The 15927-nt window shown below is 69.7% G+C and carries 9 protein-coding genes; 1 reads left to right on the forward strand and 8 read right to left on the reverse strand.

Annotation, left to right across the window (positions count from 1 at the left end; genetic code table 11):
- Window positions 1-25 precede the first annotated feature (25 nt).
- Window positions 26-238 (reverse strand): biotin/lipoyl-binding carrier protein, encoded by a 213-nt coding sequence (locus KYK13_RS29505; RefSeq protein ID WP_223636381.1) that lies wholly within the window; start codon window positions 236-238, stop codon window positions 26-28.
- A 54-nt stretch (window positions 239-292) separates the two neighbouring features.
- Complete coding sequence (locus KYK13_RS29510) at window positions 293-1642, reverse strand: acetyl/propionyl/methylcrotonyl-CoA carboxylase subunit alpha (RefSeq protein ID WP_223636383.1); 1350 nt, start codon at window positions 1640-1642, stop codon at window positions 293-295.
- 173 nt (window positions 1643-1815) lie between these two features.
- Here KYK13_RS29510 and KYK13_RS29515 point away from each other — a divergent pair, with 173 nt between their 5' ends.
- Window positions 1816-2160, forward strand: coding sequence for a hypothetical protein (locus KYK13_RS29515; RefSeq protein WP_223636385.1), 345 nt, complete (start codon window positions 1816-1818; stop codon window positions 2158-2160).
- A gap of 15 nt (window positions 2161-2175) precedes the next feature.
- Here KYK13_RS29515 and ftsZ read toward each other — a convergent pair whose 3' ends face one another.
- From ftsZ to murB, 6 genes are all read right to left on the reverse strand, one after another.
- A complete protein-coding gene (gene ftsZ / locus KYK13_RS29520) occupies window positions 2176-3417 on the reverse strand; it encodes a cell division protein FtsZ (protein ID WP_223636388.1) in 1242 nt (413 codons plus the stop codon).
- Between the two features lie 338 nt (window positions 3418-3755).
- Entirely contained in the window at window positions 3756-11426 is a 7671-nt protein-coding gene (locus KYK13_RS29525; protein WP_223636389.1) for an Ig-like domain-containing protein, read from the reverse strand.
- A gap of 344 nt (window positions 11427-11770) precedes the next feature.
- Complete coding sequence (ftsA, locus tag KYK13_RS29530; protein ID WP_014398878.1) at window positions 11771-13006, reverse strand: cell division protein FtsA; 1236 nt, start codon at window positions 13004-13006, stop codon at window positions 11771-11773.
- Window positions 13007-13047: 41 nt separating this feature from the next.
- Window positions 13048-13905, reverse strand: coding sequence for a cell division protein FtsQ/DivIB (locus tag KYK13_RS29535; protein WP_223646823.1), 858 nt, complete (start codon window positions 13903-13905; stop codon window positions 13048-13050).
- A 136-nt stretch (window positions 13906-14041) separates the two neighbouring features.
- On the reverse strand, window positions 14042-14998 hold the full coding sequence (locus KYK13_RS29540) for a D-alanine--D-alanine ligase (RefSeq protein ID WP_223636391.1): 957 nt from the start codon (window positions 14996-14998) through the stop codon (window positions 14042-14044).
- Window positions 14995-15927 carry a UDP-N-acetylmuramate dehydrogenase gene (gene murB / locus KYK13_RS29545; RefSeq protein WP_223636393.1) on the reverse strand — a complete coding sequence of 311 codons (933 nt, stop codon included), beginning with the start codon at window positions 15925-15927 and terminating at the stop codon, window positions 14995-14997. The genes KYK13_RS29540 and murB overlap by 4 nt, the downstream gene beginning before the upstream one ends.

Raw genomic sequence — 15927 nt, forward strand, 5'->3', positions numbered from 1 at the left:
CCGTCCCCTCGGGTGAAGCCCGTGGCTACTCGAGCACCACGAGGACGTCGCCCTCGTTGACCGGCTGCGACTCCTTGCAGCGGATCTCCTTCACGGTGCCGCCCGACTCGGCCTCCACCGGCATCTCCATCTTCATGGACTCGAGGATGACGAGCGTATGGCCGGCATCCACCTTGTCGCCGACCTTCACCTCAATCTTCCACACCGTGCCCGTGATGTGCGCCGCAACGTCCGCCATGAACCGTCCCTCCTCGGGTGGGAAACGAGCGCGGGGTTACTCCCCGCCGCCCCTTTAAGGCTTCGCGTGATGATCCAGGAAGTGCGTGTCCAGCTCACCGGCGCTGAAGGCGGGGTCCTTCAGGATGCGCAGGTGGAGCGGGATGTTCGTCTTGATGCCTTCGATGCGGAAGGACTCCAGCGCCTTCACCGCGCGGGCAATGGCCTCGTCGCGCGTGGCGCCGCTGATGATGAGCTTGGCGATCATCGGGTCGTAGTTCGGCGTCACCACGTCCCCTTCCGCGTAGCCGGAGTCCAGGCGCACGCCCTCGCCGGTGGGCGGCTGGAAGACCTTCAGCGGGCCGGGGGACGGGAAGTACTTCACCGGGTCCTCCGCGTAGATGCGGAACTCCAGCGCCGCGCCCTTGCGCTTCACGTCCTCCTGCTTCACCGTCAGCTTCTCGCCCGCGGCGATTCTCAGCTGCCAGCCGATGAGGTCCAGGCCCGTGGTCAGCTCCGTCACCGGGTGCTCCACCTGGAGCCGGGCGTTCATCTCGATGAAGTACACCTGCCCGTCCGAGTACAGGAACTCCACCGTGCCCGCGTTGGCGTAGCCGAACGCCTTGGCCGCCTTGACGGCCGCCGTGAAGAGCGTGTCCGCCAGGCCTGCGTTGCGTCCGTTGGCGAACAGCACCGACGGGGCCTCCTCCACCACCTTCTGGTGCCGGCGCTGGATGGAGCACTCGCGCTCCAGGCCGTGGATGAGGTGGCCGTGGGTGTCGCCCAGGATCTGGACCTCGATGTGGCGGGGCGCCGGGAAGTAGCGCTCCAGGTACACGCCCTCGCGGCCGAAGGCGGCCTTCGCCCGGTCCGTGCACTGGCGGTACACCTTCTCCAGCTCCGCGGGGTTGCTCGCCGCCGCCATGCCGATGCCGCCGCCGCCGCTGGCGGCCTTGCACAGCACCGGGTAGCCGATGCGCTCCGCGGCCTCCAGGGCGCTCTGCACGTCCGGCAGCACGCCGTCGCTGCCCGGCACCACCGGCACGCCCGCGGCGGACACCAGCTTGCGCGCCTGGCTCTTGTCCTTCATCCGCGTCATGGCCGCGGGCGGCGGGCCCACGAAGGTGAGCCCCGCGTCCGCGCACGCCTGGGCGAACTCGCCGTTCTCCGACAGGAAGCCGTAGCCCGGGTGCACCGCCTGCGCGCCCGTCTTCTTCGCCGCCTCCAGGATGGCGGGGATGCTCAGGTAGCTGTCCTTCGCGGGCGCGGGGCCGATGCGCACGGCCTCGTCCGCCTCCTTCACGAAGGGCAGGTTCGCGTCCGCGTCCGAGTACACCGCCACCGTCTTCACGCCCATGCCCCGGGCCACCGCCCCGATGCGACGCGCGATTTCACCCCGGTTGGCGATGAGCAGCTTCTGGAACATGGCAGGCACCCTGGCGTTGCGAAGGGCGGCCAACCTAACCCCCACCCCCTTGACTGACAAGCGTCCGGGCGGGTGCGCAACATGTCCGTACAGTCCCGTAAATTTGCGGCCTTGCGAGGCCCTGGCGTACCTTGCCCGACGTGAATCCTCCCTCGACAGGAACGCACAGCGTCGTGGACCTGCATGGTGCCCGTCGCGCCCGCCGTCTGGACTTGTACCGGAACCGGCTCCACCAGCGGCAGCAGGACACCCGCGCCAACCTGGTGACGCTCTACGAGGGCGGCACCCTCTTCACGCCCGACGGCACGAAGCAGGGCCGCTCGCTGCTCAAGGCCCTGCAGCTGTTGCAGCGCGCCGGCACCCGCCTGGAGGAGCTGTCCGGTGACGGACTGCTCCCGGCCCCCAGCGCGTCGGAGCGGATCGACTCGCTCTACGACGAGGTGGACGGACTGTTCACCAAATGCGATCGCCTCACCGGCAGGGGTACGGCGAGCGTCGCCCGCCTCCCCCGCGGCTAGCGTCCCCGCAGCGCGCTACGGCAGCTCCGTCTGGCCCTGGCGGCGCAGGAACGTGGGGATGTCGAACTGATCCTCGTCCAGGGGCAGCGCCGCGTCCTTCACCACCGACGTGCGCGCGCTCTGCATGCCAGCCTTGGGCGCCTCCACCGTGGACAACGTCGGACGGGGCGTGCTCTTCGCGGGCACCAGGCTGGCCACCTCCTCGCGCGGCGAGGACAGCACGGACGGCGGCGGCGCCGCCGGAGGACGGCCCACCATGGACACCGGCACCACCTGCGCGATGGGGCGCGCCTTGGGCGCGTCCCGGTGCACGAAGCCGGTGGCGATGATGGTGATCTTCACCTCGTCCTGGATCTGCTCGTCGATGAGCGACCCGAAGATGATCTCCGCCTCACCGTCCGCCGCGTCGTGCACCAGCGTCAGCGCCTCGTTGACCTCCTGCAGGGTCATGTCGCGGCCGCCGGTGATGTTGATGAGCAGGCCCGTGGCGCCGTCGATGGAGACGTCCTCCAGCAGCGGGCTGGAGATGGCCTGCTGCATGGCGGTGATGGCGCGGCGGTCGCCGCAGGCGTGGCCCGTGCCCATGAGCGCCAGGCCCTTGTCGCTCATGATGGTCTTCACATCCGCGAAGTCCACGTTGATGTAGCCGTGGTACTGGATGAGGTCGCTGATGCCCTGCACGGCGTTGAGCAGGACTTCATCGGCGCGCTTGAAGGTCTCCAGCAGCGGCATGGGCTCATTGGAGAGCGACAGCAGGCGCTGGTTGGGGATGGTGATGAGCGTATCCACCGCGGCCTTGAGCTCCACGATGCCCTGCTCGGCCTGCTTGCGGCGCTTGTTGCCTTCGAAGAGGAAGGGCTTGGTGACGACGCCCACCGTGAGGCAGCCCAGGCTCTTGGCGATGTCCGCGATGATGGGCGCGGCGCCCGTGCCGGTGCCACCGCCCATGCCCGCGGTGACGAAGACCATGTCCGCGCCTTCCAGCACGGCGGCGATCTGATCGCGCGACTCCAGGGCGGCCTCGCGGCCCATCTCCGGGTTGGCGCCGGCGCCCAGGCCCTTGGTGAGCGCCTGGCCCAGCTGCAGCCGGGTGGGCGCCTTGCTCGCGGCGAGCGCCTGGACATCGGTGTTGGCGGCGATGAAGTCGACGCGGTCCAGCTTCGACAGAATCATCGTATTGACCGCGTTGCAGCCCGCCCCGCCCGCGCCCACGACACGAATCTTCGCGGCCTGCTTGTTCTGCTCGAACTGGTCCATGTCGTCCTCGTGGCGGAAGCACCGCGGCGCCGTCCGCGGAAACACCCACCCTCGACAATCATCAGGAAGTCGGGCGCTTTGGCAAGTATTCCGCTACCAGCCTGTAGCGCCCTGCTGCGCGCCCGAGTCCTGACGCCCACTTACGCGAATGGCATCAGCTGCCATGCGGACATCTCGCGGATGTAAACACCCTCTTGACTCGCGTCCGGCGACTCGCCGTGGCCAGTCGTGCCAGCCTTCCGCTCCCGCGTGACGTGACAGGACGGGGCGGATGACGAAAAGGCCCGGCTCCCTCGGAGGGAACCGGGCCTTTCGTGTTTCATTCCGGGAGTGAAGCGCTACGGGGCGGGCTTCTCCACTTCCACCTTGCCCATCCGCGTGATGTTGAACTCCACGCGGCGGTTGTTTTCACGACCGGCGGCCGTCTTGTTGGTGTCCACGGGCTTCGTCTCACCGAAGCCCTCGGACTCCAGGCGCTCGCCCGCGATGCCCTCCTTGATGAGGAACGCCTTCACGCTGGCGGCGCGGCGCTTGGACAGGTCCAGGTTGGCGGCGTCGTTGCCCTGGCTGTCCGTGTGGCCCTCGATGCGCAGCAGCTCCACCTGCGGGTTGGCGCGCAGCACGGCGGCCACCTGCTTCAGGATGGGGAACGAGCGCGGCAGGATGACGTCCTTGTTCGTGGCGAAGTAGACCTTCTCCAGGATGAGGATGCGCTCGCCCTCGACGAGCACCTTGACCTTGCCCTTGTCCGGGCAGCCGTCCTCGTCATCCACGCCGTTGATGGTCTCCGGCTCGTTGGGGCACTTGTCCGCGACGTCGGGGATGCCGTCCTTGTCGTTGTCCGGATCCGGGCAGCCGTCCTCGTCCTGGAAGCCGTCCTTGTCCTCGGGCGCGTTGGGGCACTTGTCGTCCGGGTCCATGATGCCGTCGCCGTCCGAGTCCACCGGTGCGGGCGGCGGCGGCGCGGGCTTCGTGTCCGGGCAGCCGTCCTCATCCTCGAAGCCGTTGAACGTCTCCGGCTCGTTGGGGCACTTGTCCGCCGTGTCCAGGATGCCGTCGCCGTCGTTGTCGGGGTCGGCGCAGCCGTCCTCGTCCTGGAAGCCGTCGAAGTCCTCGGGGCCTTCCGGGCACACGGGCTTCGGAGGCGCCGGGGCGCGCTCCGGGGTGCTGTAGGCCACGGACGCGAGCACGCGGAAGGTCGGCGTGCCGTAGCCGTGGGTGAGGCCCGGGCCCGCGCCCACCTGCGCGGACAGGCCACTGAGCGCGCGGTACTTCAGGGCCGCGAGCAGTTCCAGGGGACGCTCCTCCGCGTCCTGCTGCTTGAAGCCCAGCGCGCCCACCAGCGAGGCCTGCACGGCCAGCGGCATGTCCCCCAGCGGAGCCTCCGCGGCCACCCCGTACGCCAGCGCGCTGCCGACGTTCAGGTTGCGCAGCTGCTGCGCCTTGCGGATGTCCACGCCCAGGTTGGCGAGCACGCGGAAGCGCCTGCCGTACTCCGCCACCACGCGCGGGTTGACGGACACGCCGGACCCGCCGAGGAAGTCCGAGGCGCCGCCGGTGGGCAGCGACACGGGCACCACCAGGGACAGGCCATAGTCATCCCCGTCCAGCAGCCGCGCCTTCGGGATGATGCGCAGGTCGCCGATACCGCCCCCGCTCACCCCGTTGGCGAAGGAGGAGTCCACGGCCGGCGAGTTCTCCGAGCCCTGGAGGGTGATGGGCACCACGAGGCCGACCTCGAACCGGTCGAAGAGGCCGACGGCGCCCATCAGGTCGAAGCCCACCTGGCTCTTCACCAGGGAGGTGACGTACGTGTCCTTGCGGGGGTCGAAGAAGTTGAGCGGCTTGTCGGCGTAGTTGACCGACAGCCCCACGTTCCACCCCAGGTGCCGCTGCACCTTCGCGCCGTGCACCGCGAGCACATCCGCGACGCCCGGGCCCGGCTTGTACTGCTGCACGTCGATGGCCTGCGACACCGCGGTGGCCTGCGCGTGGGCGTTCGTGCCCATGCCCGCGACCAGCGCGGTGGCGAACACGGCGACCGCCCCACCCGCGCGCGCCAGGAGTTCCCCGGCGCGGCGGAAGCGGCGGCCCACCAGGGGCAGCGCCAGCAGCATCAGCGCGAAGGGCGCCAGCGAACCGGAGCCGCCCGTGCTGCAGCCGTGGCCCACCACCAGGTAGTCATCGTTGGCGTCGAGCGGGTTGGTGCCGCCCTTCACCTCCGTGCCGTCGTCGATGCCGCCCAGGTCGGTGTCCTTCATGTTCGGGTCCGTCTCCGTGGCGTCACGGCGGCCGTCGTGGTTGGCGTCCTCTTCACCGTCCTTCAGGCTGTCGCCGTCGGTGTCCGGGTTCTTCGGGTCCGTCTTCGTCGTCGGATCCGCGTCCGGCTTGAAGTTGGGGGACGACCTGTCGGTGCCCGTGGGGGCGGTCTCCGCGGTGACGCCCATCTCCGTGCCGTCGAGGATGCCGTCGTTGTCGCTGTCCGGATCGAGCGCGTCGATGATGCCGTCGCCGTCCGTGTCGGTCAGCCCGTCGATGCCGTCCGGCACGCCGTCGTCGTCGGTGTCGTTGTCGAACGGATCCGTCCCGTACTCCAGCTCCGTGGCGTTATCGATGCCGTCGCCGTCCGCGTCCTTGTCGTCCGCCGGGTTGTTCGGGTCGGACTCCTGCACGTCCACGCGGCCGTTGTGGTTGCGGTCCTCGACGCCGTCGAACACGCCACCGTGGTCGGTGTCCTTGTCGAGCGGGTTCGTCTTGGTGTTGGGGTCCTGATCCGGGACGAACTTCGACATGTCGGTGTCGCTGCCCTGCGGCTGGGTGAGGCCCAGCTCCAGGCCGTCCGTCAGGCCGTCGCCGTCGGTGTCCGCGTTGTTCGGGTCCGTCTCCGTCGCGTCCACCTTGCCGTCGTGGTTGGCGTCCTCGTTGCCGTCGGTGAGGCCGTCGTCATCCGAGTCGTCATCCAGCGGGTTGGTCTTCGTGGACGGGTCCTTGTCCGCCACGAACTTGGACGGGTCGGTGTCGGAGCCCTGGGGCTCGGTGAGGCCCAGCTCCAGGCCGTCCGTCAGGCCGTCGCCGTCGGTGTCCGCGTTGTTCGGATCCGTCTCGTCGGCGTCGACGATGCCGTTGTGGTTCTTGTCCTCGTTGCCGTCGAGGATGCCGTCGTCATCCGAGTCGTCATCCAGCGGGTTGGTGTGGCCGACCTTGACCTCGATGCCGTCGGGGATGCCGTCGCCGTCGGAGTCCGGGTTGTTCGGGTCGGTGCCCAGGGCGATCTCCTCGGCGTCCGTCAGGCCGTCGTTGTCCGAGTCCACCGCACCCGCCTGGGTGACGGTGAAGGTGGTGGTCGCGGTCGCGCTGTGGGTGCCCGCGCCGTTCGTGGACACCGCCGTCACGGTGTACGTGCCGTCCGCCAGCGGGCCGGGCAGCGCCTGGCTCCAATTGCCGGAGGCGTCCACCGCGATGGGGCCGTAGTTCGTGCCCTGGAACGTCACCGTCACCGTGGTCGCGTTGGCGGACGTGCCCGTCACCGTCACGGTGGGGTTCGTGAGGGTGGAGCCGTTGGCCGGCGTGGTGATGGCCACCGTCGGGGCGGCCGTGTTCACCGTGAAGGTGGAGCTGGCGGTCGTGCTGGTGTTGCCCGCCGCGTCCACCGCCACCGCCGTCACCGTGTACGTGCCGTTGGCCAGCGGGCCGGGCAGCGCCTGGCTCCAGTTGCCGGAGGCATCCACGGGGATGGGGCCGTAGTTCGTACCCTGGAAGGACACGGTCACGCTCGTCGCGCCGCCGGCGGTCGTACCGGTGACCGTGACGTTGGCGCCCACGGTGGAGCCGTTGGCCGGCGTGGTGATGGCCACCGTCGGCGCGGTCTGGTCCACCGTGAAGGTGACGGAGTCAGGCGTGCTGGTGTTGCCCGCCGCGTCCGTGGCCACCGCGGTCACGGTGTACGTGCCGTCCGACAGCGGGCCCGGGAGCGCCTGGCTCCAGTTGCCGGAGGCGTCCACCGCGATGGGGCCGTAGTCGGTGCCCTCGAAGGTGATCGTCACGGAGGTGGCGCCCACGGAGGTACCGGTGACGGTCACCGTGCCGGAGGCCACCGTCGTGCCGTCCGCCGGCGCGGTGATCTCCACTTCCGGCGCCGTCAGGTCCACCGTGAAGGTGGTGTCATCCGGAGTGCTGGTGTTGCCCGCGGCGTCCGTGGCCGTGGCGGTCACGGTCACGGGGCCTTCCGGCAGCGTCACGGGCAGCGCGTAGCTCCAGTTGCCCGCGCCATCCACGGGGATGGGGCCGTAGTTCGTGCCGTTGTAGGTCAGCGTCACGGACGTCGCGCCCGTGGACGTCCCCGTCACCGTCACGTTGGGGGAGTTGGTCGTCGAGCCGTCCACCGGGGTGCTGATGGCGACGGTCGGCGGGGTCAGGTCCACCGTGAAGGTGGAGGTCGCGGTCGCGCTGGTGGTGCCCGCGCCGTTCACAGACACCGCGGTCACGGTGTACGTGCCCTCGGCCAGGGGGCCGGGCAGCGCGTAGCTCCAGTTGCCGGAGCCGTCCACGCTGATGGGGCCGTAGCTGGCACCATCGAAGGTGAGCGTCACGGAGGTCGCGTTCGTCGTCATGCCGGTGACCGTCACCGTGCCGGTGTTCACCGAGGTGCCGTTGGCCGGCGTGCTGATGGCGACCGTGGGGACCGTCAGGTCCACGGTGAAGGTGGAGGTCGCGGGCGTGCTGGTGTTGCCCGCCGCGTCCTTGGACACCGCGGTCACGGTGTTGGGGCCCTCGGGGAGGGTCACGGGCAGTTGGAAGCTCCAGTTACCGGAGGCATCCACGCTGATGGGGCCGTAGTCCGTGCCGCCGTAGGTCAGCGTCACGGAGGTCGCGCCCTGGGACGTCCCCGTCACCGTCACCGTGTTGGTGCCGATGGTGGAGCCGTTGGCCGGGGAGCTGATGGCGACGGTCGGAGCGGTCAGGTCCACGGTGAAGGTGGAGGTCGCGGGCGTGCTGGTGTTGCCCGCCGCGTCCGTGGCTGTCGCGGACACGGTGTACGAGCCCTCGGGCAGGGGGCCGGGCAGCGGGAAGCTCCAGTGGCCGGAGGCGTCCACGCTGATGGGGCCGTAGCTGGCGCCATCGAAGGTGAGCGTCACGAACGAGGCGCCCACGGACGTGCCCGTCACCGTCACGTTGGGGGTGTTGAGGACGGCGCCGTCGACCGGCGTGCTGATGGCCACCGTCGGAGGCGTCCGGTCCACCGTGAAGGTGGTGGTTGCGGGCGAGCTGTTCGTGCCAGAGGCGTTCGTGGACACGGCGGTCACCGTGTACGTCCCGTCCGGCAGCGGCCCGGGCAGCACCTGGCTCCAGGTGCCGCCCGTCACCGTGATGGGGCCGTAGTTCGTGCCCTGGAACGTCACGGTCACCGTGGTCGCGTTGGCGGACGTGCCCGTCACCGTCACGTTCGGGTTGTTCGTCATGGAGCCATTGGCCGGAGTGCTGATGGCCACCGTCGGCGCCGGCACGTTCACCGTGAAGGTGGACGAGGCCGTGGTGCTGTTGGTCGTGCCGTTCGTGGACACGGCCGCCACCGAGTACGTGCCGTTGGCCAACGGCCCCGGGAGCGCCTGGCTCCAGTTGCCGCCAGTCACCGTGATGGGGCCGTAGTTCGTGCCCTGGAAGGTGACCGTGACGCTGGTCGCGTTGGCGGCCGTGCCCGTCACCGTCACATTGGGATTGGCCGTCGTCGAGCCATTGGCCGGCGTGGTGATGGCCACCGTCGGCGCAGGCACCGCCACGGTGAACGTGGAGGTCGCGGTCGTGCTGTTGGTGGTGCCGTTCGTGGACACCGCATTCACGGTGTACGAGCCGTTGGCCAGCGGGCCAGGCACCGTGAACGTCCAGTTACCGCCCGTCACCGTGACGGGACCGTAGCTCGTCCCGTTCAGCGTGAACGTGACCGACGTCGCGTTCGCGGCCGTGCCACTGATGACCACGTTGGTGGAGCTCGTCAGCGTCGAGCCGTTGGCCGGCGTGGTGATGGCCACCGTCGGCGCCGCCACCGTGAAGGTGGAGGTCGCGGTCGTGCTGTTGGTCGTGCCATTCGTGGACACCGCGGACACGTTGTAGGTGCCGTTGGGCAGGGGGCTCGGGGTGAGCACCTGGCTCCAGTTGCCGCCGGTCACCGTGATGGGACCGTAGTTCGTCCCGTTGACGGTGAGCGTGACGCTGGTGGCGTTGCCCGCCGTGCCCGACACCGTCACGTTGACGGGGTTGGTCACCGTGGCGCCGTTGGCCGGCGTGGTGATGGCCACCGTCGGCGTCGTCGCGGCGGTGATGGTGAAGGTGTTGGTGTTGCTCGGGGCGCTCTCGACGCCCGCGGTCACCGTGACCGCGTAGACCGTGTGCGCGGCAACGCTCAGGGGCGTCGCCGGCGTGAAGGTGAAGTTGCCCGACGCGTCGGACATCACGGTCGTGGGCTGGGGCTGGCCGTCGATGTAGATGCGGACCGTCTGATTCGGGCTCGGCGTCGTGCCCGTGATGGGGGGCGTGGGGTTCGACGTGGACGAACCATTGGCCGGAGTCAGCACGGTGGGAGCCGGGCCCATGGTGATGACACCCGGGTTGCCCGGCGCAGAGCCGTAGGTCACACCATCCAGAGCAGTCGCCGTGGGCTGGGTGCCCGCAGTGCCTCCCGCGACCGACGCGGGGCAGGAGTAGGAGGCGGCCTGCATGTGGATGTTCCCGCCACCACCGCCACCCCCCGTACCGTGCGGAGACTCCACGAAGGTGCTGTTGCCGCCGTTGCCGCCCTTCGCGGACAGCGCGCCGGTACCGGTGCATGCCAGAGCGCCCGTGAACCGCAGGGAGATGGTACCGCCCGCGCCACCGCCACCCGCCGCGTCATTCTGGGAGTTCCCGCCCGCGACGCCGTCCGCCGTGATGCTGCCTGTTCCCGAGAGCGCAGCGCCGCGCACGAAGACGATGCCGCCCGCGTTGCCGCCGCCGCCACCGACGTCGTCATTGCCGTGACCCGAGCCACCACCGCCGCCGAACAGGGCGCGGGTCGCCGGGCTGAACAGCATCTTGCCACCGGGGAGGCCACCCACCGCGCGCGAAGCCGAAGCCCCACCGTTGTCACCAGTCCACGTCCGACCGCCAATACCACCCGCGCCGCCGTTACCACCGCCACCACCACCGGAGTTGTGGCACACACCACCACCACCAGCATTGAGGATGTTGCCCCGGCCCGACAGGGTCGCGACCTGCGAGAACACCGTGGGCGGCTTGTAGCGCGCGGGCACGGGCCCCTCGCCCTTCATGGCGCCTTCGGGATTCGCTCGATCGAGGGCGGTGGCGGGGCAGTTGTCACCATCACCGTTGAAGTACTCCGCGCCGCGGAAACCCGCGCCCGTGGCCGAGATGGTGCCGTTGTTCGTCACCGTCCCCGTGGCAAGGAAGACGACGACGCCGCCCAGGTTGTCGTTGATATCGGCGCTGGACCACGGCCGGGCGACGATGCTCGCGCCCGCGTTGATGGTCACGGTCGTGTACTCCGGCACGCGGATGGCCTGCGCCGAAGTCCGGATGGCCGTCGCGCTCGTGCCGCCCGTGAACGCCGCCGTGAGCGGTGCGCCCGTGAAGGTCAGGCGCGTTGCCGTCAGCGCCGTCACGCGCACGAACTGCCAGTTGCCCACCGCGTTCGACGTGAAGTCAAACGGGCCCGCATCACCGGAATTGAACGCCCCGGAATAGCCTGTGGACTGGTAGATCATCACCAGGTCGCCCACGGCGAAGCCGGTGGTGTCCGTGACGTTCACGAACGTCTGGCCGACGGGCGCGGTCGCGGTCAGTCGCGTGTACGTGTTGATGACCGTGTTGGCCGCGTTGACCGTCAGCGCACCGTTGTGGCCATTGCCCAGACCCAACGTGTCCGGTTCAGCGTAGGCGGGTGGCGCCAACAGCACGGCACACAGCAGGGCCAACAGGCCCGCGGCCGAGCGGCGGAGTCCCGCAAGGGGCGTCAGCAACCGCGAAGTCTTGTGTGGAGTCATAGGTTCGGAGGCTCACCAGGAACGGCGGAGTCCGTTCCGGGAGCCGTGGGCTCCCGTAGCAAGCGGGAAGCCATCCTCTGTCGAAATTCCAATTCGTCCAAATCCTGGAAGTTGCACGGCCGGCTGCCCGTGCTTACGGCGGCCGTCCGGAAGCCGGAGCCGGATTCTGGATTCTGGAAGAGGTTCCGCGTCCCAGATTGACGCGTCAGCGTCCCCCCTGACGCGCCAATCCTGCGCCCGGACACAGCCCCCCCCCAGAAACGCGAAAGGGCCCCCGAAGGGGCCCCTTGGCTCAGCGCGTCAAAACTCCAGGAGCCTGACTAGAAGATCTCCTCCAGCCACTCGCGCATCCGGCCCTTGACCTTCTTGTAGACGTTGCCGTCCTCGCGGATGCGGAACATGCGGCGGTCCATGTGCTTGGCCCCGTAGACGACCAGGCCCACACCCGTGGCGTACATGGGGCTCTTGACCACGTCCACCAGGCCGCCAATGCCGCGCGGCATGCCCCGGCGCACCGGCAGGCCCAGCACCTCTTCCGCCAGCTCCGGCATGCCCGCCAGCAGCGTGGAGCCGCCGGTGATGACGATGCCGGACGCGAGCAGGTCCTCGTAGCCGCACTTCTGGATCTCCCGGTGCACCAGCTGGAAGATCTCCTCCACGCGCGGCTCGAGGATCTCCGAGAGGATCTGCCGGCCCAGGACGCGCGGCTGACGGCCGCCCACGCTGGGGACCTCGATCGTCTCGTCCTTGTTGATCATGGACGCGAGCGCGCAGCCGTACTTCTGCTTGATGCGCTCGGCCTCGTGCGCGGGGGTGCGCAGGCCGATGGCGATGTCGCTCGTCAGGTTGTTGCCGCCCAGCGCAATCACCGCCGTGTGGACGATGGAGCCGCCGGAGAAGATGGCGATGTCCGTGGTGCCGCCGCCGATGTCGACGAGGCACACGCCCAGCTCCTTCTCGTCCTCGCTCAGCACCGCCTCCGCGGAGGCCAGCGGCTGGAGCACGATGTCGGAGACGTTCAGGCCCGTGCGGTTGGCGCACTTCACGATGTTCTGCGCGCTGGAGACGGCGCCCGTGACGATGTGCACCTTGGCCTCCAGGCGCACACCGGCCATGCCCAGGGGCTCCTTGATGCCGCCCTGGTCGTCGATGATGAACTCCTGCGGCAGGACGTGGATGACCTCCCGGTCCAGCGGGATGGCCACCGCCTTCGCCGCGTCGATGACGCGCGCGATGTCCGCGTCGCGGACCTCCTTGTCCTTCACCGCGACGATGCCCTGGGAGTTGAAGCCCTTGATGTGGCCGCCGGCGATCCCCGTGTACACGTGGGAGATCTCCGCCCCGGCCATCAGCTCGGCTTCCTCCACGGCGCGCCGGATGGACGACACCGTGGCCTCGATGTTGACCACGACGCCCTTGCGCAATCCCTTCGACGGATGCGTACCGATACCGATGATGTCGATACCGCTATCGGTCAGCTCGCCGACGATGGCGCAGATCTTCGTCGTGCCGATGTCGAGGCCGACGATGATCTCCCCCGACTTCTGCTTCGCCATGACTCCTCCCAGGCTCCCTCACTTTCGTGAAGGAAGCATCCTCACTGCGTCGAGCCCCCGCTCCTCTCGGAGTCGGACCCACTCGAAAGCCTCACCGCCACCCAACCCGGTCGGGCACGGTTATCCAGGCGAATGATCGCGGCCGCAAGCCCCCTTGTGCTGAGCTCGCGTCGAACGCGCGCCAGCCGCTGGAGCTTGACTTCCGTATCGCCAGCACCGAGGCGCACCTCCTGCCCCGTCGCCGTCACCAGCGCAAGCCCGGTGTTCTCCAGGCGCACCTCGGACAGCCGGTCGGATCGCCCCGGCGACAACCGCGCATAAGCACGGGTTACATCCAAAGCCTCGCGGAACTTCGAACGCACCGCGTCCGGGTCCGCCACGTACGCATCGCGCTCCACGCCCGTGACGAGCGGCAGGTCCAGCCCGTCACCCGGGGTGACGCGCTTGAAGGGCTCGCCCTCCTCGTCCAGCACGTAGAGGTCACCCAGCACCGCCAGTGCCGCGGGCGCGTGCTCCGTCACCTCCACGGACACGCCGCGCGGAAACCGCCGCGTCACCTCCACCGTGCGCACCCAGGGGTGCTGCCCCATGGCCCGGGCCAGCGCCGCCGTGTCCAGCGTCCACAGGTTCTGCCCCGGCGTGAGCCCGGACAGCTTCAAGAGCTCCGGCCGCGACGCCCGCTCCAGGCCGCTGAAGTTCACCGACTCCAGCGCGAAGCGCGGCGTCACCACCGCCCAGGCGCGCAGCTCGATGGCACCCCAGATGAGCCCCGCCGTCGCCGCCGCCAGCCCCAGCGCCTTCACCACCGACGGCCCGTGCGAACGGACCGCGCCCTTCACCGCGTCGTTGCGCGGTGCGGCATCCATGCGGCGGCGATTCTTGGATTTTCCAAAAGCCATGGGGGTCGGGAGGCGCATGCTGCGGGCGGACTTCGAACCTCGCCAGTTTTTGGCTACAGGCACGTCGCTGTAGCGGCACGAAGGGACACGCCGGCCTCATAAGGGGCCGGAACTCCAGGAAAGGACGCGCAGCGGCTCAGGCCTTGAGCGAGGCGCCCTGGAGCAGCCGCTCACAGAGGGCCGGGAAGTCGATGCCTCGCCCCGCCGCGATTTTGGGCAGGAGGCTGGAGGCCGTCATTCCGGGCAGCGTGTTGATTTCCAGCAGGAACACGTCGCCACGCTCCGTGACGATGACGTCCGAGCGCGAGCCGCCGGAGCACCCCAGCGCCTTGTGCGCGGCGAGGGAGACCTCGTTCACGCGCGCGTACAGGTCCGGGGGCAGCGGCGCGGGGAAGAGATACTGGGTACCGCTGCCGGCCTTGTACTTGGCGTCGTAGTCGTAGAACTCGCGGGCGGCCTTCACCTCGATGACGCCCAGGGCCTCGTTGTCCAGCACGCCGCCCTGCACTTCACGGCCCTTGATGAACTGCTCCACCAGGAGCGTGCCCGCGAACTTCGCGGCGTCCTCGACGGCGGCGGTGTAGTCCTCGCGCGTCTTGCAGATGTGCACGCCCACGCTGCTGCCCTCGCGGCTGGGCTTCACCACCACCGGGAAGGGGAACGGCAGCCGGTCCGCCTCCGCGAGCGCGGCCTCCGCCGTGGAGAAGGCGCGGTAGGGCGGCGTGGGGATGCCGCGCGCGATGAAGATCTCCTTCGCGTACACCTTGTCCATGCCCACGGCGGACGCCATCACGCCGCTGCCGGTGTAGGGGATGAACATGGCCTCCAGGAGGCCCTGGACGCAGCCGTCCTCGCCGAAGCGGCCGTGCAGCGCGAGCCACGCCACGTCCACCTTCTCCGCGATGAGGCGCGCGGGCAGGTCCTTGCCCACGTCGATCTCCACCACGTCGTAGCCCAGCCCCTTGAGGGCCCCCGCCACCGCGGCGCCCGTGCGCAGGGACACCTCGCGCTCGCTGGAGAGGCCGCCGTACAGCACGCCGACGCGCTTGGCCTTCAACTCAGCGGGGGTGAAGCCTCGGGGACCGATGGTCATGGCAGGAAGACTCCGACGGATTTGACTTCGGGGTGCATGACGACGCCGGTGGCTTCCCTCACCCGCTCTTGCATCAGGGTGATGAGGCCCCGCACGTCGCGAGCGGCCGCGCCGCCCAGGTTGACGATCCAGTTCGCGTGCAGGGTGGACACCTGCGCGCGCCCCAGGGTGTGCCCCTTCAGGCCCACGAGTTCAATGAGCCGCCCGGCGTGGTCGCCCGGCGGGTTGGTGAACACGCTGCCGAAGTTGGGCTGACTCAAGGGCTGCGTGCGCTTCCGGTAGCCCAGGTCCGCGTCCATGGCCGTCTTGCTGGCCACGAGGTCGCCCTTGGGGAGGTGGAAGCGCACGCGCGTGACGATACCTCCCGCGGGCAGCGTGGCGTGACGGTAGGTGTGCGGCACCTGCGCTTTCGTCAGCCACCCCACTCCGTCCGCGGTGGCGACCTCCACGGCCTCCAGCACGCGGAAGCACTCGCCGTTCTTGGTGCCCGCGTTCATGGTGACGGCGCCGCCCAGGGTGCCGGGGATGCCCGCGAGGAACTCCGCGCCCACCAGGCCCTGCGCGCGCATCACGTTGATGAGCCGGGCAATGGCCGCGCCCGCGCCCAGCGTCACCCGGCCGTCGTCCGGGCCCACGTCCAGCGCCTCCGGGAACAAATCCGAGGGGAGCTTCACGGTGAGCCCCGGCACGCCGCCGTCGCCCACCAGCGTGTTGGCCCCGCCGCCCAGCACCGTCACGGGCACGCCCTCGTCGCGGGCCAGGCGCAAGAGGTCCACCAGCGCATCCGGCGAGCGAGGCCGCACCAGGGCCTCCGCCGGACCGCCCACGCGCACGCTGATGAGGGGCGCCAGGGGCTCGCCCGGCTTCACGTCCAGGCCCGGCAGCCGCGCCACGCGCGCCGCGAGCGGTGTCACCTGCCCCGCCTCCAT

This window comes from Corallococcus sp. EGB (assembly GCF_019968905.1).
GTDB lineage: Bacteria > Myxococcota > Myxococcia > Myxococcales > Myxococcaceae > Corallococcus.

Bases quoted from the DNA above. Each gene is read 5' to 3' on its own strand.
- KYK13_RS29505 (WP_223636381.1), bottom strand. From the start codon at position 238: ATGGCGGACGTTGCGGCGCACATCACGGGCACGGTGTGGAAGATTGAG.
- KYK13_RS29510 (WP_223636383.1), bottom strand. From the start codon at position 1,642: ATGTTCCAGAAGCTGCTCATCGCCAACCGGGGTGAAATCGCGCGTCGC.
- ftsZ (WP_223636388.1), bottom strand. From the start codon at position 3,417: ATGGACCAGTTCGAGCAGAACAAGCAGGCCGCGAAGATTCGTGTCGTG.
- ftsA (WP_014398878.1), bottom strand. From the start codon at position 13,006: ATGGCGAAGCAGAAGTCGGGGGAGATCATCGTCGGCCTCGACATCGGC.
- KYK13_RS29535 (WP_223646823.1), bottom strand. From the start codon at position 13,905: ATGGCTTTTGGAAAATCCAAGAATCGCCGCCGCATGGATGCCGCACCG.
- KYK13_RS29540 (WP_223636391.1), bottom strand. From the start codon at position 14,998: ATGACCATCGGTCCCCGAGGCTTCACCCCCGCTGAGTTGAAGGCCAAG.
- murB (WP_223636393.1), bottom strand. From the start codon at position 15,927: ATGGAGGCGGGGCAGGTGACACCGCTCGCGGCGCGCGTGGCGCGGCTG.